Annotated in this window: 22 protein-coding genes and 1 riboswitch; of the genes, 14 read left to right on the top strand and 8 right to left on the bottom strand. The window is 37.0% G+C overall.

The window, feature by feature from the left end:
- The first annotated feature begins 187 nt into the window (after positions 1-187).
- Positions 188-1,144, top strand: coding sequence for an N-acetyltransferase (locus tag RZN25_09695; protein ID MEQ6377092.1), 957 nt, complete (start codon positions 188-190; stop codon positions 1,142-1,144).
- Positions 1,145-1,659: 515 nt separating this feature from the next.
- Here the strand turns inward: RZN25_09695 and RZN25_09690 are convergent.
- A complete protein-coding gene (locus tag RZN25_09690) occupies positions 1,660-3,360 on the bottom strand; it encodes a methyl-accepting chemotaxis protein (GenBank protein ID MEQ6377091.1) in 1,701 nt (566 codons plus the stop codon).
- Between the two features lie 215 nt (positions 3,361-3,575).
- Here RZN25_09690 and RZN25_09685 point away from each other — a divergent pair, with 215 nt between their 5' ends.
- Positions 3,576-4,325 (top strand): BsuPI-related putative proteinase inhibitor, encoded by a 750-nt coding sequence (locus tag RZN25_09685; protein MEQ6377090.1) that lies wholly within the window; start codon positions 3,576-3,578, stop codon positions 4,323-4,325.
- Between the two features lie 273 nt (positions 4,326-4,598).
- Here RZN25_09685 and RZN25_09680 read toward each other — a convergent pair whose 3' ends face one another.
- Together RZN25_09680 and RZN25_09675 are read right to left on the bottom strand one after the other, a co-directional pair.
- Entirely contained in the window at positions 4,599-5,324 is a 726-nt protein-coding gene (locus tag RZN25_09680) for a hypothetical protein (protein MEQ6377089.1), read from the bottom strand.
- Positions 5,314-5,898 carry a sigma-70 family RNA polymerase sigma factor gene (locus tag RZN25_09675; GenBank protein ID MEQ6377088.1) on the bottom strand — a complete coding sequence of 195 codons (585 nt, stop codon included), beginning with the start codon at positions 5,896-5,898 and terminating at the stop codon, positions 5,314-5,316. The genes RZN25_09680 and RZN25_09675 overlap by 11 nt, the downstream gene beginning before the upstream one ends.
- Positions 5,899-6,012: 114 nt before the next feature.
- Between RZN25_09675 and RZN25_09670 the strand changes: the two genes are divergently transcribed.
- The 3 genes from RZN25_09670 to RZN25_09660 are packed head-to-tail and all read left to right on the top strand — an operon-like array spanning position 6,013 to position 9,168.
- Positions 6,013-7,167, top strand: coding sequence for an NEW3 domain-containing protein (locus RZN25_09670; GenBank protein MEQ6377087.1), 1,155 nt, complete (start codon positions 6,013-6,015; stop codon positions 7,165-7,167).
- Between the two features lie 2 nt (positions 7,168-7,169).
- A complete protein-coding gene (locus tag RZN25_09665) occupies positions 7,170-8,123 on the top strand; it encodes an ABC transporter ATP-binding protein (protein ID MEQ6377086.1) in 954 nt (317 codons plus the stop codon).
- Positions 8,071-9,168: an ABC transporter permease gene (locus RZN25_09660; GenBank protein ID MEQ6377085.1), complete on the top strand. Its 1,098-nt coding sequence runs from the start codon at positions 8,071-8,073 to the stop codon at positions 9,166-9,168. The genes RZN25_09665 and RZN25_09660 overlap by 53 nt, the downstream gene beginning before the upstream one ends.
- 32 nt (positions 9,169-9,200) lie before the next feature.
- On the opposite strand, the gene dapA is transcribed toward RZN25_09660, so the two are convergent.
- A complete protein-coding gene (dapA, locus tag RZN25_09655; protein MEQ6377084.1) occupies positions 9,201-10,091 on the bottom strand; it encodes a 4-hydroxy-tetrahydrodipicolinate synthase in 891 nt (296 codons plus the stop codon).
- Between the two features lie 88 nt (positions 10,092-10,179).
- Positions 10,180-10,358, bottom strand: a riboswitch (Lysine riboswitch).
- A gap of 179 nt (positions 10,359-10,537) precedes the next feature.
- Here dapA and RZN25_09650 point away from each other — a divergent pair.
- The gene (locus tag RZN25_09650) at positions 10,538-10,837 is read left to right on the top strand and encodes an FMN-binding protein (GenBank protein MEQ6377083.1); all 300 of its coding nucleotides are present in this window, start codon (positions 10,538-10,540) and stop codon (positions 10,835-10,837) included.
- A gap of 269 nt (positions 10,838-11,106) precedes the next feature.
- Positions 11,107-12,783 carry a ribonuclease J gene (locus RZN25_09645; protein MEQ6377082.1) on the top strand — a complete coding sequence of 559 codons (1,677 nt, stop codon included), beginning with the start codon at positions 11,107-11,109 and terminating at the stop codon, positions 12,781-12,783.
- Between the two features lie 162 nt (positions 12,784-12,945).
- Here RZN25_09645 and RZN25_09640 read toward each other — a convergent pair whose 3' ends face one another.
- Positions 12,946-13,125 carry a hypothetical protein gene (locus RZN25_09640; protein ID MEQ6377081.1) on the bottom strand — a complete coding sequence of 60 codons (180 nt, stop codon included), beginning with the start codon at positions 13,123-13,125 and terminating at the stop codon, positions 12,946-12,948.
- Between the two features lie 247 nt (positions 13,126-13,372).
- On the opposite strand from RZN25_09640, the gene RZN25_09635 reads away from it, so the two are divergent.
- Positions 13,373-13,744 carry a hypothetical protein gene (locus RZN25_09635; protein MEQ6377080.1) on the top strand — a complete coding sequence of 124 codons (372 nt, stop codon included), beginning with the start codon at positions 13,373-13,375 and terminating at the stop codon, positions 13,742-13,744.
- Between the two features lie 45 nt (positions 13,745-13,789).
- Here the strand turns inward: RZN25_09635 and RZN25_09630 are convergent, their stop codons facing one another.
- Positions 13,790-14,161, bottom strand: a complete 372-nt coding sequence (locus tag RZN25_09630; protein ID MEQ6377079.1) for an SET domain-containing protein — start codon at positions 14,159-14,161, stop codon at positions 13,790-13,792.
- A 146-nt stretch (positions 14,162-14,307) separates the two neighbouring features.
- Between RZN25_09630 and RZN25_09625 the strand changes: the two genes are divergently transcribed.
- Positions 14,308-14,970, top strand: a complete 663-nt coding sequence (locus RZN25_09625) for a ribonuclease H family protein (protein ID MEQ6377078.1) — start codon at positions 14,308-14,310, stop codon at positions 14,968-14,970.
- Positions 14,971-15,065: 95 nt separating this feature from the next.
- Here RZN25_09625 and RZN25_09620 read toward each other — a convergent pair whose 3' ends face one another.
- Positions 15,066-15,257: a hypothetical protein gene (locus RZN25_09620; protein MEQ6377077.1), complete on the bottom strand. Its 192-nt coding sequence runs from the start codon at positions 15,255-15,257 to the stop codon at positions 15,066-15,068.
- 150 nt (positions 15,258-15,407) lie between these two features.
- On the opposite strand from RZN25_09620, the gene RZN25_09615 reads away from it, so the two are divergent.
- The 5 genes from RZN25_09615 to RZN25_09595 all read left to right on the top strand — a co-directional run bounded on the left by RZN25_09615 (position 15,408) and on the right by RZN25_09595 (position 19,067).
- Positions 15,408-15,662, top strand: a complete 255-nt coding sequence (locus RZN25_09615) for a hypothetical protein (GenBank protein MEQ6377076.1) — start codon at positions 15,408-15,410, stop codon at positions 15,660-15,662.
- 144 nt (positions 15,663-15,806) lie between these two features.
- Positions 15,807-16,763, top strand: a complete 957-nt coding sequence (locus RZN25_09610) for an MBL fold metallo-hydrolase (GenBank protein ID MEQ6377075.1) — start codon at positions 15,807-15,809, stop codon at positions 16,761-16,763.
- A 110-nt stretch (positions 16,764-16,873) separates the two neighbouring features.
- Complete coding sequence (locus RZN25_09605) at positions 16,874-17,530, top strand: peptidylprolyl isomerase (GenBank protein MEQ6377074.1); 657 nt, start codon at positions 16,874-16,876, stop codon at positions 17,528-17,530.
- 58 nt (positions 17,531-17,588) lie between these two features.
- Complete coding sequence (locus RZN25_09600; GenBank protein MEQ6377073.1) at positions 17,589-17,744, top strand: hypothetical protein; 156 nt, start codon at positions 17,589-17,591, stop codon at positions 17,742-17,744.
- 117 nt (positions 17,745-17,861) lie between these two features.
- Positions 17,862-19,067, top strand: a complete 1,206-nt coding sequence (locus RZN25_09595) for an EAL-associated domain-containing protein (protein MEQ6377072.1) — start codon at positions 17,862-17,864, stop codon at positions 19,065-19,067.
- A 682-nt stretch (positions 19,068-19,749) separates the two neighbouring features.
- Here RZN25_09595 and RZN25_09590 read toward each other — a convergent pair.
- On the bottom strand, positions 19,750-19,973 hold a 224-nt coding region (locus tag RZN25_09590), incomplete at its 5' end, for a hypothetical protein (protein ID MEQ6377071.1).

The following is a 19,973-nucleotide window of genomic DNA, read 5'->3' as shown; positions in this document are numbered from 1 at the left end:
ATCATGGGAAATATATATTAGTGACAATTACTAATATACTCAGATTTGTACATGCTGTCAATATGATTTTGCTTTCATAAGAGCCTTTCATGGTTATCGAATATATAAAAAGAAACCTTCATCTACTGTGAAAAATGATATGATTGCGCTATCAAATTGTTTATTTTTTTATGAGGGGGAGGAAACTATGGTCACTATTCGCTCCGAAATACCAGGTGATTATTTTCCAATAGCAGAACTTCATGCATTGGCATTCACAAATAATCTGGATCTAACCGAAGTGGTTATTGTTGATGGACATAGACGTATGCCAGAATATGACCCTAACCTTTCTTTGGTTGCAGAGATGGATGGGAGAGTTGTAGGCCATGTATTATTTCATCCATATATAATGAGAATGGATGGGGAAGATATCAAAGCCGTGTGCCTATCCCCAATTGCTGTTCACCCTGACTATCAGAAAAAAGGGATTGGGGGAAAACTAGTACTTGAAGGTTTAAACAGGGCAAAGAAAAAGGGATACCAAATGTCTTTTCTCATTGGGCATAGTTCTTATTATCCCAAATTTGGATATCAAACAAACATGTTTGGTACTTGTTCCATTAAAATAAATTCTTCAGATATAAAAGAAACAGAGGCTGTCGTAAAAGAGAGAAGAGTTCAAGAACCTGATCTCCCGCTTTTAAAATCTATGTGGGAAGAATGGTATGGACAAGTAGATCTGTCTATTGTACCTGGTCCTTCGGTGCTTCACTGGATTAATCATGGGCTTGGTAGGATAAACTCAGTGGTTACCATAAATGAGGAAGTGGAAGGATTTCTTAGCTATGAGGCTATGAATCCACTAATTATTCAGCAATTTTTATCGACAAGCAAAGAAGCAACCAAAGCAATACTCTCTTATATGACAAGAAAGTCTTCTTCTCTAAAAGAAGGAGAAATAAGCATCGCCGTTCATCCTGAGGCTCCTATAACTGAGAGTCGAATTCCATACCCCTATCAAGCTTCCATCAAGACCTACGATACAGGTATGATAAAACCCCTAAATGAAGAAAACGAGATAGTTCTTCGGTATTGTGATGAGGTATCAAAAGGGGAGAGGACACCTGGTTTACTTATTTGGCCAACACCGTTTCAACTATAATTAGGAAGAAAGGGGCAGAACATATAGGAAACTAGCGACTTTAAAACTGAACTATTCAGTTGAAAAGTCATCTTTGTTTCTTTTATTCAATTCGAGTGCCATATGTCCCGTTTAGGAGCTACTAAATGTCATTGGGTGCCGATTCAATAGGTTAAGTGATGAATTTAAAACTCTAAGTGCTAAAGTCCCGCTTTTAAGTGACGGTTTTTCTATACATAGTGACGGTTTCTTGATTTGTGTGCTATTCCCTACATATGGGTGCAACTATCTTTGTTTTAGAGCCGTTCACTCCATTACTATGTGACAGTTTCAAATTTTTAAGTGACGATTTTCTCTTAGATGAAAAAATTAAGTGCCAGATTTATTGGATGAGTGATGAAGCAGTCATTTATGAGTCACCATTCGCCCTGCTACATTGTGGGGGTCATCAACTCAGGGCACCCACCAATACCATTAAGTGCAATAAAAAAGATGATTCCTCATATTTAAAGGAATCATCTTTTTTCAACGGCTTTTTAAATCTTAAACTTTTTCATCTTATCATTTAGATCGTCTGCTAAGGAATCTAATTCATTGGTACTGATCGTAATCTCATCAATAAAACTATGAGATTGTTGAACGGAAGCTGCAACTTGCTGAATACCAGCCGCGGATTCTTCTGAAACGGAAGCTATTTCTGTAATAGATTGGTTCATTTCGTTGCTATTCTTAGCTATTCCCATGAGACTTACAGATATGGCTTGAATCTTAGTAGCCATTTCCGTTACTGCTCGGTTGATATTTTCAAAAGTCTCATCTGTGACTTCAATTTGTTTGGTTCCTTTTTCCACCTCTTGATAACCGTTTGTAAGAGACTGAACCACACTTCCAGACTCCGTTTGTATCATGGTCACAATTTGGGTAATATCTTTTACGGATTCTGCTACTTGCTCAGATAACTTACGAACCTCCCCAGCAACAACGGCAAAGCCTTTTCCGTGTTCTCCTGCACGAGCTGCCTCAATAGCGGCATTTAAGGAGAGGAGATTCGTTTGTTCTGCTATATCGTGAATGACTTGTACAAGTTTAGAAATCTCTTGAGACTGTCGATCCAATCCTTTTACTTTTTCAATAGACTCATTGACAATGCGATCAATTTTCTTCATTTGATTAACGGATTGTTGCATGTATTGACTTCCTTCTTTTGTCATTTGCAAAACTTGATCTGATGTTGTAGCAACTTCATTTCCGTCAAGATTAGCGTTTTGGATTTTTAATGAAAAATCTTCCATCGTTTCAGATAAACTTCCCGCATTGTTTGCTTGTGCCTCAGAACCATAGGTGAGTTCTTCCATGGTTGAAGAAATTTGTTCACTACCTTCGCGTACTTCACTTATTGCTGTTTTTAACTGCTTACTTTTATCAGAAACAGAATCTGTAGCATTAGAAACGTCATGGATCAGAGCCTTCAAATTACCTCTCATCATGTTAATAGATTCAGCTAATTTCCCAACTTCGTCTCGGTTTTTTACTTGAATGGATTCACCAGATAAGTCTCCCTTTGCAATGTTGTGGGCAATTATGCTCAATTGCTTGATCGGTCTAATCAAGAAATGAACTAATACTAGAATAATCACCATACCAATGAACATTGGGATTCCCATTACTAGTAAAAACCCTTTTACAGTATCCCAGGTCCTGTCTGAAATGACACTTCCCTTAAAATCTATAGCATTGTATGCCACGATTTCGCCATCAACAATAATGGGAGAGTATCCTGTTTGGCGAGTTTCTCCATTATATTCGTATACTAAGGAATATTCAGGGTGCTGCATCTCTTCCATCATTTTAACAGCCTCTTCATCAATGTAATAAGTATCACCTGTTTTATATCCAAACTCTTTCATAGTGTCGGAGGTTGCTAATAACTCACCAGATGGTGAAATGATGTAAGCAGTATGGAAGATAGACTTTTGTTGAATGATGTAATTTAGATTAGTTTCAATATCCTCGGTTAAATTGGTATTTCCATTTTTCAAATCTAAAATAGATTTCGGATCTTGCAGTCCCAATGTGATGTTGGCGCAACCTACTAATTCAATCCCCGCAGCTTCTTCCACCTGCTTATAGTTATATTGATAGCCTAAGGTAAGGATGGAAATAAAGAGCAAAAGAGTAACAAGGGCTACAGCAATAGCAACTTTAAAGGTAATCCCTAAATTTCGTAATCTTCTCATTGCGATTTTCTCTCCCCAATATATAGTTGGTTTTTGACAATGTCCGACAATTATCGAGCTAATGAAATTATCTTACTACAAATTCAATAGAATGAATACTGTAGCTGTGACTTTTTTCTCATAAATTTCTAATATTTGTTTTTCTATGTAACCTTTTCTTTTGAAAAACGCCTAACTATATGATCAATCAAGAATGAAATTGGGGTGTTTGAAAGATGAGACGTGCCATGATAGGGATTTTGTTTTCAATATTAATGGTAGTCATAGTAGGATGTGGAACTAGTTCAGCTGAGAATGTTCCGGATAAAGGAGATCAAGAAGCGGTAAATGATCAAGTGAATGGTAGCAAGGATGCGCCACAAGGTATTTGGGAAGGAGAGTTAACCACTGATTTATCTCAAGTTCTAGATCAAGTGGGAGTATTTAAATTTACCATTCAAAACAACAAGGAGGAAGATGTGACTTTAACTTTCAACTCTTCCCAAGAGTATGAATATCAAATTCTTGATGAAGAAGGGAAAGTGTTGTTCACCTACAGCATGAATAAAATGTTCATGCAATTAGTATCTGAAAAAGAGTTGAAGCCTGGCGAATCACTTGAATACGAGATTAATGTGAACGAATTTTTACCTGAAATGGGAGAAGGAACATACACTCTTGTCGTATGGTCTTTGGCAGATGGAATGGAAGAGGAATTAAAAGAAACAACTACCTTCGATTATGACGGGAATTATGTACCGAGTCCAGAGTTACCAGAGCTAACAACTGAAACTGTAGAATTTATTGGTTTAGCAGATAATCATTCCGCCGAGATTAAAAAAGCAAATGGTGATTTCGAAGTCTACCAATTAAATGACTTAGTTAAGGAAGAATTTACAAAATTAGCTAAAGGTGACTCCCTCACAATTGATTATATTGTTAACGAAAATGGTCAAAAGGTAATACAGTCCTATCAGAAGAACTAGTTAATAAAACAAGCGCCAACGAGGAATCGTTGGCGCTGTTTTTTATCCCGCATAACGGGCGGTAATTCCCCCACCTGAGGTCTTAAGTGAAACGAAAAGAGTATGGGGGGATAAACTGCCATGAACATAAAATATTAAATTTTTTATGCTTGTTGGTGAAACTTACTTCATGATTGGGTGCCCGTAAATGTTCGATTGGTTCAGGGGCCTCTAGGTCATACTCTTTGGGTGCTAACAATTAGTGGGAAACGGGCATTGATTGAAAGTTTCACTTTATTCAAAACTGACATAAAAAGCTTCTGGTCCTGTCGGTGCAGGACTTCCGCCTAATGGTTCAATGCTTGCACGTATTTGTTTTAGCATGTTGGTATTAATTCCTTTTAGTAAAATCCGTGAAGATCCATCTTGAACATACAGGATTTCTCCTTTTAAATCATTGTTGATATCAATAACCCAGAGTTGATAGTCTGCTGTACGGAAGGTGGATAGACCATGAACCTCAAGTAACATCTCATTCATTTTATCATTAATCCATGCATCTCCACGAATAGGTGTGTCTGTTGAAACGGGAATGATTTCCATTTGATTGGTATCATTGTTATTCCATAAATTGTTATTTTCTTGTATTTCTTCATTATGCAAAACAACATAAGGTGGAGTTTCTACTTTATTTGGCAAGGAAAGTAAGGAAAAAAAGATTATGACTGAAGCAACTAGACCCACAGATACACTTAAATTCTTTACAGAAAACAACTTACGTTTTGGTAATCTCCGTTTTTCAATACTATTAAATATTCTTTTTTTGACTGAGGATGAAGGGATTAGTTCGTGATCAGCTTGAACTTCCTTGTGAAAAACATTTCTCCACATTCTTATTTGAGTATGGCAGGTTGTGCATTCTCTACTATGTGATTGGACCCACTTCATTTCTTCAGGGGACAATTTCTCCAGTACAAAGTCAATTAGTTTTTCTTCCGAAATCTGTTGATTACAACCCATTTTTTTCTTCCCTCCCACTAGACTCCAACCATCCAAGTAATGTAGATTGTTTTTTTAAATTATGTAATCCATACCGGATGAATGATTTTACGGTCCCTAAAGAACGGTTCATGGAGGAAGCAATTTCTCGATGAGATTTCCCCTCAAAATAAGATGCATAAATAGCATCTCTTTGATCCTTAGATAGGTGTTTTAACGCATCTAGAATAATTTCATTTTCAATCATAGTTAACGCTTGAGTATCGGCTGATTTTTCATCTTTTAACAAGTAATCCTCCAATTTGTTTAGGAGGAGAGGCTTCTTTTTACGTAACCTATCAATGGCTCGGCTTTTGGTTTTTACAGCAAGCCAGGCCTTAATACTTCCTCTTGTAGAGTTGTATTCTGTGCTTCTATCAAATACCTCCAGAAAAATGTCATGACAAACATCCTCTGCCTCGATCGAATCTCCTAAAATGTGAAAGGCAATTTGGTAAACAAACGGACTATAAATCTCGTAGAAATTATGAAAAGCTTCCATGGAGCCATTAGATATCTCGTCTAAAAGCTTTCCCTCCTTTTGATTTTCTCCCATTTGAAAAACCTCCCGAAGAGCATAAGAATTTTTCAAAAAATATTTTAGCTCGAACACATCCATTTTTCAAATATATTCGTAGTATTTTTGAACAAATACAAGGAGGTAAAAGCCATGAAAAAATTTGTTGCCGTCTTTTCTATTATTTTTTTAACTACTTTATTTGTTGGGAGGGGAAACGTTTTTGCAGCAGGTGGAATTACGTTGTTCACACCTTATACTGGAATTTCTGTAACTCCTGGAGAAACAATTGACTATTCTGTTGATGTCCAGAATGATGGAGACTCTATTCAGTCTTTAACTTTTGAAGTCGATCAGCTGCCAAAGGGATGGGAACATGAAATTACTGCTGATGGGAAACCATTAAGACAATTATCGGTCATGCCTAACAGTAAACAGGAAATCTTATTGGAAATCACCGTTCCTTTGGAGGTGGAGAAAGCAGACTATCGCTACGAGTTAGTGGCAATTAACAGAGAAGGCACTAGGACAGAATTGCCACTATTAACAACTGTATCTGAAAAGGGAACTTATAAGACAGAACTTACATCCGAACAACCAAATATGGAGGGACATGCTGATTCAACCTTCTCCTATAGTGCCACCTTAAACAACCGAACGGCAGAGGAACAAAATTATTCCTTAATTTCAGGTGCACCTGAGGGATGGGGAGTGCAATTTAAGGCTAATGGAAGCAATGTTACTTCTGTGAATGTGGAACCCAATGGATCTACAACAGTTACTATTGATGTTACACCACCGAATCAAGTGAAGGCTGATACTTATATCATTCCTATCCAAGCTTCTACTGGAAGTACTTCCGCTAACCTAGAACTAGAAGCCGTCATTACAGGGACATATGATATTTCAATCAGTACTCCTGATGGGAGATTAAGTGCCGACGTCACCGCTGGCGGTGATCGCACATTGGATTTGGTGGTTGAAAATACAGGAACTACTAAACTTTCTACTATTGATATTAGTGCTAATACACCACCTGGGTGGGAAACTGAATTTGATAATAGTTCAATTGCTGAACTAGAAGCAGGAGATAAAAAGACCATAAAGGCAACAGTAACAGCTCCAGATGAAGCCATTGCAGGGGATTATGTTGTTTCTTTTAGCGTAGATACAGCTGAAACCTCAGATGAGGCCTCATTCCGAATATCAGTGGAGACTTCAACAGTTTGGGGCATTGTTGCTGTATTGATTATCCTTGGTGTCCTTGGTGGATTGATTTATATTGTAAAAAAATATGGGAGGAGATAAATGTGGATAGTCCAATCATAGAGGTGAAGGACCTCACAAAAAAATATGATGAACAATATGCTGTAAACCATCTTTCTCTTTCCATTCAAAAGGGGGAAATTTTTGGGCTGTTAGGACCTAATGGAGCAGGTAAATCAACGACTATTTTGATGATGTTAGGTTTGAGCGAAATTACTTCTGGTAGTATAAGAGTCTGTAAAATTGATCCTACAAGAAATCCTTTACAAGTAAAAAGACGTGTAGGGTATTTACCGGATGATTTAGGATTTTATCAACACATGACGGGATTGCAAAATTTGCTGTTCACGGCAGATTTAAATGGAATACCGAGACGCGTTGCTGAGGAAAGGGCACAAGAGTTGCTTAGAAAAGTAGGTTTGGAGGAAGTAGCACATAAGAAAACTGGAAAATACTCTCGTGGAATGAAACAACGTCTTGGATTAGCAGACGTTCTTATTAAAAAACCAGAAGTAATTATATTAGATGAGCCTACTTTAGGAATTGACCCTGAAGGAGTAAGAGAATTTCTCAAATTAATCCGTCAATTAAACGAACAAGAAAATTTGACTATACTATTATCCTCTCATCATTTACATCAGGTTCAGCAAGTTTGTGATCGTGTTGGGATCTTTGTTAAAGGTAAATTGATAGCTCAAGGAAATGTAGAGGATTTAGCCAAACAACTATTTTTAGAAGACACCTTTGTGATACATGCAACTGTTACTCCCTTATCGGACGACTTACTTGAACGGATCAGAAGCATTAGTGGGGTGAATAGGGTTAAGATGCAATCAAACTATATAGAAATTTATTGTCAGAGTGATGTTGCGGCCGAAATTAGTAAAAATATCGTTGAATCAGGAGCTAGCTTACATTCCATCAGTAAGAAAGATTACGGTTTAGATGAAATCTATCATCGATATTTTGAAGGACGTGATCATAGTGAAAGCGCCTAGTATTTCTGGAAATCTTAAGTCTAGAGTAAGTTATTATTTAAGAAAAATCTTACAACCAAGTGAGGGAAAAGAATCTCATTCCTTGTCTAGTTTTTTTGCGTTAGTTCAGAAGGAATTTGCAGACTATGTAACAAGCTGGAGAATCATAATTTTGTTAGTCATCATTGCTTTGACATGTGTTGGTTCCCTTTACACTGCAATTTCAACAATTAAAGATGTTGTAGGGTCTTCAAAAGATGCACAAGAAATAGCGAAAAATTCCTATTTGTTCTTAAAATTATTCACTCAATCTGATGGAACGTTACCACCCTTTATTACCTTTGTGACATTACTTGGGCCATTATTAGGAATCGCCCTAGGCTTTGATGCCATTAATTCTGAAAGAAATAAGGGAACACTAAATAGGCTAATGGCACAGCCTATTCCAAGAGACTATGTGTTGAATGCAAAATTCACGGCAGCATTACTTGTAAACACTCTTCTTTTTGTTGCACTTGGATTAGTAGTGATGGCTCTAGGCATTTTATTGTTAGGGATTCCTCCAACCTTAGAGGAGTTCTTGCGAATAGGATGGTTTCTACTTTTATGTATAGCTTATATTGCATTCTGGTTGAATCTCGGAATATTGTTTTCAGTTGTTTTTAAACAAGCAGCCACATCTGCCTTATCTGGAATTGCTGTTTGGATTTTCTTTAGTGTGTTTTATCAAATGATTATAGAGTTGCTATCCAAATCTATACTCAATCCTCAAAATATCACAAGCATGGATCAATTGATTAATAAACAAGGGCTTGTGATGAATTTGATGAGATTATCTCCTAATTATCTTTTTAGTGAGTCAACGACTACCTTATTGTCACCATCTGTAAGAACTTTAGGGCCTTTAACGATGGAGAAATTATCTGGGGCCATTGCGGGACCATTACCATTAAGTCAAAGCCTCATTCTTATTTGGCCGCAGCTCACAGGCTTGATTGCAGTTACAATCATTTGCTTTGGAATAGCTTATTTGCTTTTTATGCGACAAGAAATAAGAACGAATTAAAAAACCGGGCCGTTTCTACTGGCCCGGTTTAATTATCCCGCTTGAACTTGGGATTTTAATTGGTCTACTACTCTGAAAAGAGAAGAGCGTTCTGTCTCCGTTAATGGTACTAGTGGCAAACGAACACTCCCCACTGGGATTCCAATGTGATTTAATGCTTCCTTAACAGGGGTAGGGCTTGGAGCAGAGAAGATGGCTTTCATCACTGGCAACAGATAGCGGTGATATTCAGCTGCTTTTTTAACCTCGCCTTTTTTGAATAAACGAATCATTTCCTGCATTTCCGGTCCGATCACATGAGAAGAAACAGAGATAATGCCTGCTCCACCAATAGATAAGGTAGGGAGTGCCTGGCTATCTTCCCCACTGTATACGCTGAATTGATCTGGTGTATTACTGATGATATGAGCAATATTATCTAACTCACCACTAGCCTCTTTTGCAGAAACTATATTTTTGATTTCTGAGAGACGAATAATCGTATCGGGAAGCATGTTGACAACACTTCTTCCTGGAATATTGTATAGCATCACAGGGAGGGAAGTGCTTTCTGCAATTTTACGAAAGTGCTGATAAAGGCCTTCTTGGGATGGTTTGTTGTAATAAGGAGTCACGAGCATAACAGCATCTACCCCTATTTGCTCTGCCTCTTTTGTCAAAATGACCGATTCCCTTGTGTTATTGGACCCTGTTCCTGCAATTACTGGAACTCTACCATTCACCTCGGAAACAACAAATTGGAAGAGCTGTAGCTTTTCATCATGTGACAGAGTAGGTGATTCCCCTGTGGTACCAGCAATGACTAATCCATCCGTTCCATTCGATAATAAATAGTGTATAAGTCCTCTAGTGGCTTTCCAATCTACTTCGCCGTTGCTGTCAAAAGGAGTTACCATCGCGGTCAATACATTTCCAAAATCCATTTTCATCACACCCTTTTTTATATTTGGTGTGGAGGACCAAAAAAAGCAACAACGAGTGAGGGCTCGCTGTTGCTTAAACAGTTCTAATTTAATAGATAGCCCTCCATATAGTTTCCTATATGACAGTCCTGCATTTGTTCAATGACAGAACCAGTTTCAGGAGTATGAGTCTCCTTCTACTTCGGCAAATCCCCCTTTCCCTGCACATCTTTGGGGCTCATTCCCCTCCATGCAAGTACTTATGGTTTTTGCACCTCTATCCTTACTTTAAGAGATTAAAATAAGAAAGTACTGAATTGTTATCTTAACTGTATCAGACAAAACCATAAAAGACAAGGTGAAACAAACGACAAATTTCGCTGAAAATCAAGTTTTTTACTATAGATTTTTCGATTTTACCTATTCCTACAGGTGAAATGTGGATAAAGTCTGAGAGGTTATAAAATGTGGTAAACAGTTTTCTTGTGGAGAAAATGGTGGAAAAAGATGAAAGCAACTTAAACCATACCCTGTATTATAACCGCCATGGGGTGAAGATGCAGGATCAACTGTCCCGATTCATGAAAACTACATGGCTATTGAAAAATCAGGTAACTGGAAAAACAATCTCAGAATTAGAGGATGTCCTTGCTGACAACTCTGCAGAAGAAATGGTTGATGTAGTAAGTGGTGCTACACATGCTTTCTATTTTCCTTCCAATCGTAGCAGTTGTGCTTTTTCCATGCATTGCATAGGAAGTCCTTGATACATTCCTATCAAACGTAGAGGACGGAAAAGTTCTAGTGGAACCTGATCTCCTAGCTTTTTTCTACTAATTTTTTCATATCTTCAGAATGAAAGTCATATAAAAATCCTCCCTTATGTTACTAAAAGTATTATTGCAAAAATGAAAGTATCTGTACTTGATGTAAATCAAGGGAAGATGTTGAATATTGCAGATGGACTTTGACTGTTCATAAAGAGGTTTAAAAACGGACATAGTAAGAACAGCATAAATGATGGGAGGATTTTACTTTGAGCAGAAATCAAAACGGAGTATCTGTTTTTGCCTTGGGTGGGCTATATGAAATCGGAAAAAATATGTATGTTATTAAAAGTGGAGAAGACATTATTGTGATCGATTGTGGAAATAAATTTCCTGATGAGACATTGTTAGGGATTGATTTGATTATTCCAGATATGGGTTATTTGGAAGAGAACAAAGAGAGAGTCAAAGCTTTAATTGTTACCCATGGTCATGAAGACCATATTGGTGGAATTCCTTTTTTTCTAAAAAAAATCAATGTCCCTGTGTATGCCACACGCTTCACTCTAGGTTTGATTGAACTAAAGTTAAAAGAACATCGAATTCTAAGAGAGTCTACACTTCGTGAAATAAATTCGGATACAATTCTTACCTTGGGGAGTGTTCACACCCATTTCTTTAAGGTGAATCATAGTGTGCCAGATTGTCTTGGCGTTGTTTTTGAAACACCTGAGGGAAATATTGTACATACAGGGGACTTTAAGTTTGATTTGACTCCAGCTGCTGACAAAGACCGCTCAGAGATTCATAAAATGGCTAGCATTGGAGAAAAAGGTGTTCTTCTTCTTTTATCTGAAAGTACTAATGCAGAACGTCCGGGGTTAACCCCATCTGAACAAATGGTTGGAGAGCATGTATTAGAAGCTTTTATGAAAGCAGAAAGAAAGGTTATTTTATCGACATTTGCTTCTAATATCAACCGTGTACAACAGGTAGTTGAGGCTGCAAAAAAAACGAACCGAAAATTGGCCTTATTAGGAAGAAGCATGATTAATGTAGTAGATGTTGCTATGGAGCGGGGATACTTAGATGTTCCAGACGATATGCTTATTGAACAGGTTCAAATTATGGATATGAATCCTGAAGATGTTGCTATTCTTTGTACAGGAAGCCAAGGAGAACCGATGGCAGCCCTGTCGCGTTTGTCCACTGGAGACTTTAGAGGGGTGGATATTTTACCGGGTGATACAATCATTTTAGCCGCAGGCCCGATTCCAGGGAATGAAAAAAGTGTATCACGTATAGTTGACAATTTGTTTCAGCTTCGTGCAAATGTGATTTACGGTTCTGGTAGCTCTTCTGGGATGCATGTTTCAGGACATGGGTATCAAGAGGACTTAAAACTAATGCTGACTTTGATTAAGCCAAAATATTTTGTTCCCATTCATGGTGAATATCGAATGCTTCATCATCATCGTCGACTAGCAGAATCTGTTGGCGTAGAAGAAGGGAATACTTTTATTTTAAATAATGGGGATGTAGTAGATATTTCACAAGGAGAGGCAAGGCAGACTCGAACTGTTCCTACCGGAAATACGTTTGTGGATGGAATTGGAGTAGGTGATATTGGTGAATTGGTGTTACGTGACCGCAAACAATTATCAGAGGATGGAATGGTGGTTGTTGTGTTAACCATGAGTCGTCGTGATAAAACTCTTATCAATTCACCAGACACCATTACGAGAGGCTTTGTGTTAAATCGCGATTCCGAAGATTTGATGAAAGATATGAACCAATTAATTGCAAGAACGTTTAATGATATGAAAAAGACAGACCGTAATCAATGGTCTGTGATTAAACAAAGTGTGAGAAAAGTGGTGGGACAATATTTGTTTAAAGAACTGAAGAAAAAGCCAATGATTTTGCCTGTTATCATTGAGGTATAACTTCAGAAATTCTAATTAAATTAGTGGCTAAAGGAAGGGGACTTGTATATAAGTTCCCTTTTATTTCAACTCACATAAGGAAGTGGAAACTAATCCGCTTATAACCACTTAGAACTAATCTGATAAAAATTCGACATGGATTGTTCGATAAAAGGGGCTTGTTTATTCTTTATCAACAGGCGTTAACTCTTCTTCAAAATAAAACATTTGAGGATATTCTTTCAATCTATACGAATATCTTTTCATATTTTGAACATAACTCCAATCGGATATTGTGACAATTTCTGAAGTAACATTAAGTTTTACCTTTTGATTCTTTTCAAATTTATTTTTATTTTTCATTATAATTACACCTCCATTGTCATTTCTTTTTCTATCTTCTAGTATACCATTTAACATAAGATATTTTAATAAAGAGGTGGATAAAGTAGGTTTTGACCCGTTTAAGATTAAATAAGAGAGCCCCTTTGGTGGTATGTTTTGACAACAAAGGGTATACTAGTAGTAGAGGAAAATCTTCCTAAAATATCTGGTATAAAGATTTGCCAGCGGAAGGTTGTACGTCCAAAATTGAAAGGATGACAAAATAATGGCTGGTGTTTTGTATCACGTAAATGCAGGAGATGGCTTGAAGTTAAAAGGAATGCATCGGAAAAACTCCTTTTTTAATACCCCCAAGGAAGCAGTTTCCGAAGCTTTTGCGTTAAAGGAAAGACTGGATCTAAAATATGATCATGAAATTGAATGGGATTATGATGGGAAGTTTACTGGTTCTGTTCGGAAGGTGAAAATTCTTAAAGGGTATTTGCATGGTGACCGAAAAACAGATCCTTTTTATTTACAAATCCTCAAGGTAGAAGCTAAAAAGGAAGAACTTTCGGTAGTGGCACCTAAAAAGCCAAAGAAGTTTACATCTAAGGACCAAAAAGTAGAAAATAAAGTAATGAAGCTGTTAAAGTAAAAGTGAATTCAAGTAAGTGATTTCTTATAAGTGGATAATAATGACTTAGTTGAACCAAAGGGGGTCATTATTATCCACTTCTCCATTATAATTAATAAAAATTTCTTCCCCTGCTTTAATATCCTTAAAGGCAAAATAACTGAAAGTATGATCATCGAAATTGATGTAGTAATCAGCATTTGGGTCATAGGAATGATTGAAGAGCATGCCATATCCAAGGACGATTGCAGAATGGTTTTTCCCATACTCAAATACATAATCCTCTAAGACAGTCTTTTTTATTTTTCTATGCTGACGATTCGGATACGGGACAACTGGAGCAACATGAAAGAGCTCTCCCTTTTTAATGTCTTGAGTAGCGAATACTCCCCGAGTAAATTCACCTGTGCTTATACTTGATTGTTTAACTTCTATCATTTACTCACCTCTTATCTCTATAGTCTCTCTATTTTGCAGGTTTTATAAATGAAACGCAACCCAAAAGTACTTTTTTTGATTAATATTTAGGTGATCATATGATGGGTATAATAGTTTATAAATTTCTAAACGTAAGGATGATTTTGTTGAAAGTAAGAATTGAATTTACTTATAAGACACAAAAGGGAACAGAGACTGTGTTCTTTTCAGAAGAAATGGAAGTGGCTAAAGCTGTTCTGCTGGCAGAGGACATCGAAAAAACAGGGCGTCTTAAGTCTATATCTTTTGTTGATCAGCAGGATACCACTTGGATGTTGAAGGAGTTAAAGAAGTACTTAAAAGGTGTAGAAACAGAGCCACATAATGTGACTATATATTTTGATGGTGGTTTTGATTTAGGGACCAAACAGTCAGGATTAGGCTGTGTTATCTATTATGATCAAAACGGAAAATCTTACCGCTTACGGAAAAACGCATTGGTTGACCAATTGGAGACAAATAATGAGGCGGAGTATGCCGCCTTGAATTTTGCTTTACAGGAAGTGGAGTCCTTGGCTGTTCATCACTTGCCAATAAAAATTGTAGGAGACTCCCAGGTTGTAATTAATCAGCTAAAAGGAGAATGGCCAGTTTACGAAGAGGTACTATCTTCTTGGGCTGACCGTGTAGATAAAAAAATAGCTGACTTAGGGCTTACCCCCCAATATGAGCTTATCACCCGAAAAGGGAATCAGGAAGCTGATCACTTGGCCTCCCAGGCACTAAAAGAAATAGAAATCATGGGAACGATAGAAAGAACGGAAAAATAAATAAGAAAAGAGCCTGGATCAAAACTTTTTCATTAAAAAAGAGATGATTCCTTATTTATTTCGAGGAATCATCCTTTTAGTTTTGAGATAAGTCGTTATTCACCATCAAAAAATTCATTAAATAATCGGTCATTAATATTCTTATTTACGGCATAGGGGTTATTTTCCTTAGCAGACTTCACATCTAAATTAGTTTTGGCAACAATCCTTGGGCTTTCGGAGTTTTCTGCAATCAATCTGTCATCTAACGAGTCAAAGTCTGGTATTTTGTTTTGTTTTTTATCCATGCTATTAGACCTCCTAAATCATATAAGCGTAGTTTTCGATAGAATAGAAATAATATTCGAGGTAATTTTAATGGAATATTCAGAAAACGTAAGCTATAGTTAATATAGATCGATAAAAAAAGTTTTTTTGTATAATGGGGAGAGAGATAAATGTACAAGCTTTATTGTAGAACATATCAAAAGACATTTCGTTTGATTTCTCCATTGATCCCATGGATAGAGACTGAGTTATTAGAAGGGGAAGGGGGTTTGCAGAGGTTACCATCTTTAGTCAAGTCTAAGGGGATTTCTAGGGTATTGGTTGTAACAGATCATGGCATAGTTTCCGCGGGTTTGTTAAAGAGATTACAGATTTTTCAAACGAGAATGCCTACTCCTTTAGCTGTGGGAGTTGTCAGAAGCTGAAGGAATCCTCCATCAAATTGCGTAAGCAATTAGATGGAGAGGTTCACGGAAGCCAATCCCTTATATCCAGTTCTAGTCATATTCTCAAAAAACGATATGGAGCTTTATGTATACAAAATCAAGGAATAAAAAAGGGGAGATTTTATGAAAAATCCTGTAGATTTAGGATATGATTTAACTTTAATCGATTTATATGATTTAAGTTTAGAACAACGAACTGGCGCCTATGTATTTGATGAGGAAGATCTTACGATTATAGAAACAAGCGCTAGTCCATCTATTCCTTTTTTATTAAAAGGGCTTGAAATGATGCAGTTGGATCCTAAAGATATAAAATATATTATCGTTACGCATATCCATTTAGATCATGCCGGAGGGGTAGGACTACTTATTGAAAAATGTCCGAATGCAAAAGTGATTGTTCATCCGAGAGGAAAAAAACACTTAGCAGATCCCACAAAGCTTATACAGGGTGCACGAGAAGTCTATGGTGAGACGTTTGATTCGTTATTTGATCCGATTCTGCCTGTTCCGAAGCAGCAATTGATGACCATGGAGGATGGTGAAACGCTTCAAATCGGAAAAGACCGCTTGCTCACCTTTTATGATACCCCAGGGCATGCCAAACATCATTTTTCCATCCATGATTCAAAGAGTAATGGCATTTTCACTGGAGACACTATTGGAGTTTTGTATCCACAAACTAGAAATGATGGATTTGATTTGGTTTTGCCATCCACATCACCTAACCAATTTGATCCAGACTCGATGATGCAGTCTTTAGAAAAAATAGAAGGACTAGGAGTGGATAGAGTCTATTTCGGCCATTTCGGAATGTCTACTGAACCTGAAACAGTGTATCAACAAATAAGACATTGGTTACCGTTGTTTGTAGAGGCTGGAGAAAAAGTGAATGAGGAGATGGATGGGGCCTCTATGATTCAAAAATCAAAAGCTGTATCTGAAGAATTATATCAGTTGGTAGGGAAGTATCTTTTTGAAAAAGGTCTTTCTGATGATCATGAGGTTTATTCCTATATGAAGGTAGATCTTCAAGTTTGTGGTATGGGAATTGTGGATTATCTGGAGAAAAAAAAGTAATTAACCTATATAAAAACGCTTATGATTATGTAATGTAACTAAATGTAAATAAATTACAAGATTATGGTACAACTAAGCATAATACATAATAGAAAAACGGAGGATGGAGAATGAAGAAGTTATCTTGGACAATCCTACTTGGCCTGACACTTACCCTTTTGTTAGCAGCATGTGGGACAACCACCGAAGAAGGACAAGGAAATAATCAATCTAAGGAGGATCAATGGGGAGATTATCCAAATGATGTAGAGGAAAACCCTGTGGTTACGATAACTATGGAAAATGAGGAAGAAATTGTCATCGAGTTGTATCCTAAAATAGCTCCAAATACTGTGGCAAACTTTGTGTCCCTTGTAGAAAGTGGATATTATGATGGGGTTATTTTTCATAGAGTTATTCCTGACTTCATGATTCAGGGTGGGGACCCAGAAGGTACAGGAATGGGTGGACCTGGTTATTCGATTGCAGGTGAATTTACAGCAAATGGTTTTGAAAATAACCTTCTTCATGAGCGAGGCGTCCTTTCCATGGCACGTACACAAGACCCAAATTCAGCAGGTTCACAATTTTTTATTATGGTCGCTGACTATCCAAGCTTGGATGAGCAATATGCTTCCTTTGGGAAGGTATTAAAAGGAATGGAAACGGTGGATTCCATTGTAAGTGTAGACCGTAATGAACAAGATAAACCTAAAGAAGATCAGCGTATGAAGAAGGTTGTTGTGGATAAGAAAGGTTATGATTATCCTGAACCAAGAAAGCAATAAGTATAAGCGAATCTATTTTGGCTATCCTAACCTCTAGAATTATAGGAGGTGGATAGAAATGAATAAACGCGAATACAGAACAGGGCAAGGGGTTCCTGCAAAGGGTGAGTATATATGCCAATCAGGGGAGCGAGCCCGCTTTGAACAAAATGAAAAATTTCCTGTTTGCCCGATTAGTGGGAAGGACACGACTTGGACCCACAAAGGACAATGATTTTAAAGCATCTTCCTGGAAGGTGCTTTTTTAATATCAGGAGAAGGTTTAGTTAAATTTTCACAAAAAAAGAATTATAATAATAAGTAAAGAGACCGTTTGAAGGGAGAGGAATCCATGGATCCATTAGATGTGGTTGGAAATTTACATAAAATAAGCCCGGTTTATCAACCGATTGTAAGTGCCATTAAGCAGGATGTAGTTGGCTTTGAAGTATTGGGAAGATTTAAACAGAATGATCAATGGATTAGCCTAGGATCATTCTTTCATGATCCAGAGGTACCTGAAGAATATAAAGTCGAGGTAGATCAATATCTCTTAGAAAGGTCTATTTCAGAGATGCTCGAAGCCAACGAGCAAGGGTATCTTTTTATAAACCGAAGTGCTAATCAACTCATGCATAATAATGGGGAAGATCTTATTAGAACACTCCAATCCTTTGAAGAAAAAGGGTTCTCTATGAAAAGAATCGTAGTTGAAGTGACGGAGCATGACTTTGAGGAGGATTTTGAAGCGTTAATCCATTTACTTCTATACTACAAAACTTTCGGGATTCAAATCGCGGTTGATCATGTTGGAGCAAAGAGTTCTAATTTGGATCGCCTACGTCAACTTGCACCACATATTTTAAAAATTGATACAAACAGAATCCATGCCGATGGGTTTCAAGATGTTATGTACTCTTTATCTATGTTGGCAAGAAAGATAGGGGCAGCTCTTCTATTTGAAAATATAGAGGATGATTACCATCACTATTTTGCATGGAAGCATGGTGGAAGATATTATCAGGGATATTTAATAGATAAGCCGGACTTTAAACCAAATGCCGAAAGAACGATCACATCTCAAATACAGGAGAGAGTTTCAGGCTACATTAAACGGGAAAAGTCTTTGATTGAGCAACGATTAACCTTTGTTTTGTCTTGGGAAAAGAAAATAAAAGAGATACTACCTAAATGGGAGGGACCAAAGAAAGTAAACTCATTTCTAGAAAACGTTATTCCTCCTTTTAAAGAAGAAAGTTTCCGTATGTATGTGTGTAATAGCGATGGAATTCAAATTTCTTCTAACTATCGAAAAGAGGATGGGGATTGGAAATCTGAACCTGAAAAAAAGGACTCCAATTGGGCGTTTCGTCCCTACTTTTTAGAAAATATGGTTCATATGAAAACGTGGGGAAAAGGAATGCTTTCTGAAATCTACTCGGACATTGAAACCAGGGAAATGATTCGGACATTTAGCTACCCAATAACCGATCACTATTTCCTTTTTATTGATATTCAATATTCTTATATTTTTGAACATGAGTGCTTACTTATATAAAGTGTAACGTCAAGAACTACCAGCCGACTTTAACCCACATAAGGAGCAGTATACCCCTACCTCAAATCTTAAGGAAAATGAGAAGAGTAGGTGAGGATAAACTTCCCGTAAATGTCCGATTGGTTGTACTAATAATCTTTTGGGGACAGCCACTAATTGAAGTTTCACTTACTTTATTTAAATCTTGGATAATATAAAAAAACAGCCATTAAAAGGCTGCTTTTTTGTAACATTACAGGAGACCCAACCATGCCACATCCTATGGGGGAATGTTTTTAACCTTTAAAGGTAACATCTCTGCCCATAACAGGGAATAAGAAATCACTTCTTTTAAACATTTCATCTTACAGTCACTGCCGACTGTCCACTGAAGTGTTCTTTTTTTCAGGGATGTGTGTCAGTCCCGTAGTGAGGATACTGTACACCTGAAATACGATTTCTTTGACTCATATTCCATAATGAAGGTTAACTCTCTATCAAGGAAGGATCATCTTCAAGTAAATCACGTATTATAGTTGGTTGAATCGCTCTTTCTTAGTGAGTTATTAACCACCTACGTAGCCATGAGTAACTTGGACGGACCTTCTTTTGGTTACCTTTCATTTACCTAGTTTTTTTGACAGAAAAGAAAGTAAACTTTCTTTTCTGCATAAGTTTTCTAATAACCGAAGAACGGAACTAACTAGGATGGTTGAGCCTCCTGTAATGTTACTTGTGATTCTTCACACATAGTATACCACCCTCTCTCAAAAAACACCAGCATTTTTGTATGCGCTTTCATAAATATTTTGAAAGAAGAGGGATAATTAGCTTCTTCTATACGCAAACTAAAAATTGTTATTTTAACAATAAAATCAGGAGTTGTTTCGCCTATAAGAAAAGCGCAAGCGCCCTTAAAAACAAGAC

The organism is Bacillaceae bacterium S4-13-56 (assembly GCA_040191315.1).
Taxonomy (GTDB): Bacteria; Bacillota; Bacilli; order Bacillales; family JAWJLM01; genus JAWJLM01.
This window is presented reverse-complemented; position numbering and strand designations above follow the sequence as displayed.

Coding starts and splice junctions, on each gene's coding strand:
- RZN25_09660 (MEQ6377085.1), top strand. CDS start 8,071: ATGAAATCTATCATCGATATTTTGAAGGACGTGATCATAGTGAAAGCG.
- RZN25_09675 (MEQ6377088.1), bottom strand. CDS start 5,898: ATGGGAGAAAATCAAAAGGAGGGAAAGCTTTTAGACGAGATATCTAAT.
- RZN25_09605 (MEQ6377074.1), top strand. CDS start 16,874: ATGAAGAAGTTATCTTGGACAATCCTACTTGGCCTGACACTTACCCTT.
- RZN25_09685 (MEQ6377090.1), top strand. CDS start 3,576: ATGAGACGTGCCATGATAGGGATTTTGTTTTCAATATTAATGGTAGTC.
- dapA (MEQ6377084.1), bottom strand. CDS start 10,091: ATGGATTTTGGAAATGTATTGACCGCGATGGTAACTCCTTTTGACAGC.
- RZN25_09695 (MEQ6377092.1), top strand. CDS start 188: ATGGTCACTATTCGCTCCGAAATACCAGGTGATTATTTTCCAATAGCA.
- RZN25_09670 (MEQ6377087.1), top strand. CDS start 6,013: ATGAAAAAATTTGTTGCCGTCTTTTCTATTATTTTTTTAACTACTTTA.
- RZN25_09610 (MEQ6377075.1), top strand. CDS start 15,807: ATGAAAAATCCTGTAGATTTAGGATATGATTTAACTTTAATCGATTTA.
- RZN25_09635 (MEQ6377080.1), top strand. CDS start 13,373: ATGGCTGGTGTTTTGTATCACGTAAATGCAGGAGATGGCTTGAAGTTA.
- RZN25_09680 (MEQ6377089.1), bottom strand. CDS start 5,324: ATGGGTTGTAATCAACAGATTTCGGAAGAAAAACTAATTGACTTTGTA.
- RZN25_09600 (MEQ6377073.1), top strand. CDS start 17,589: ATGAATAAACGCGAATACAGAACAGGGCAAGGGGTTCCTGCAAAGGGT.
- RZN25_09640 (MEQ6377081.1), bottom strand. CDS start 13,125: ATGAAAAATAAAAATAAATTTGAAAAGAATCAAAAGGTAAAACTTAAT.
- RZN25_09690 (MEQ6377091.1), bottom strand. CDS start 3,360: ATGAGAAGATTACGAAATTTAGGGATTACCTTTAAAGTTGCTATTGCT.
- RZN25_09630 (MEQ6377079.1), bottom strand. CDS start 14,161: ATGATAGAAGTTAAACAATCAAGTATAAGCACAGGTGAATTTACTCGG.
- RZN25_09615 (MEQ6377076.1), top strand. CDS start 15,408: ATGTACAAGCTTTATTGTAGAACATATCAAAAGACATTTCGTTTGATT.
- RZN25_09595 (MEQ6377072.1), top strand. CDS start 17,862: ATGGATCCATTAGATGTGGTTGGAAATTTACATAAAATAAGCCCGGTT.
- RZN25_09620 (MEQ6377077.1), bottom strand. CDS start 15,257: ATGGATAAAAAACAAAACAAAATACCAGACTTTGACTCGTTAGATGAC.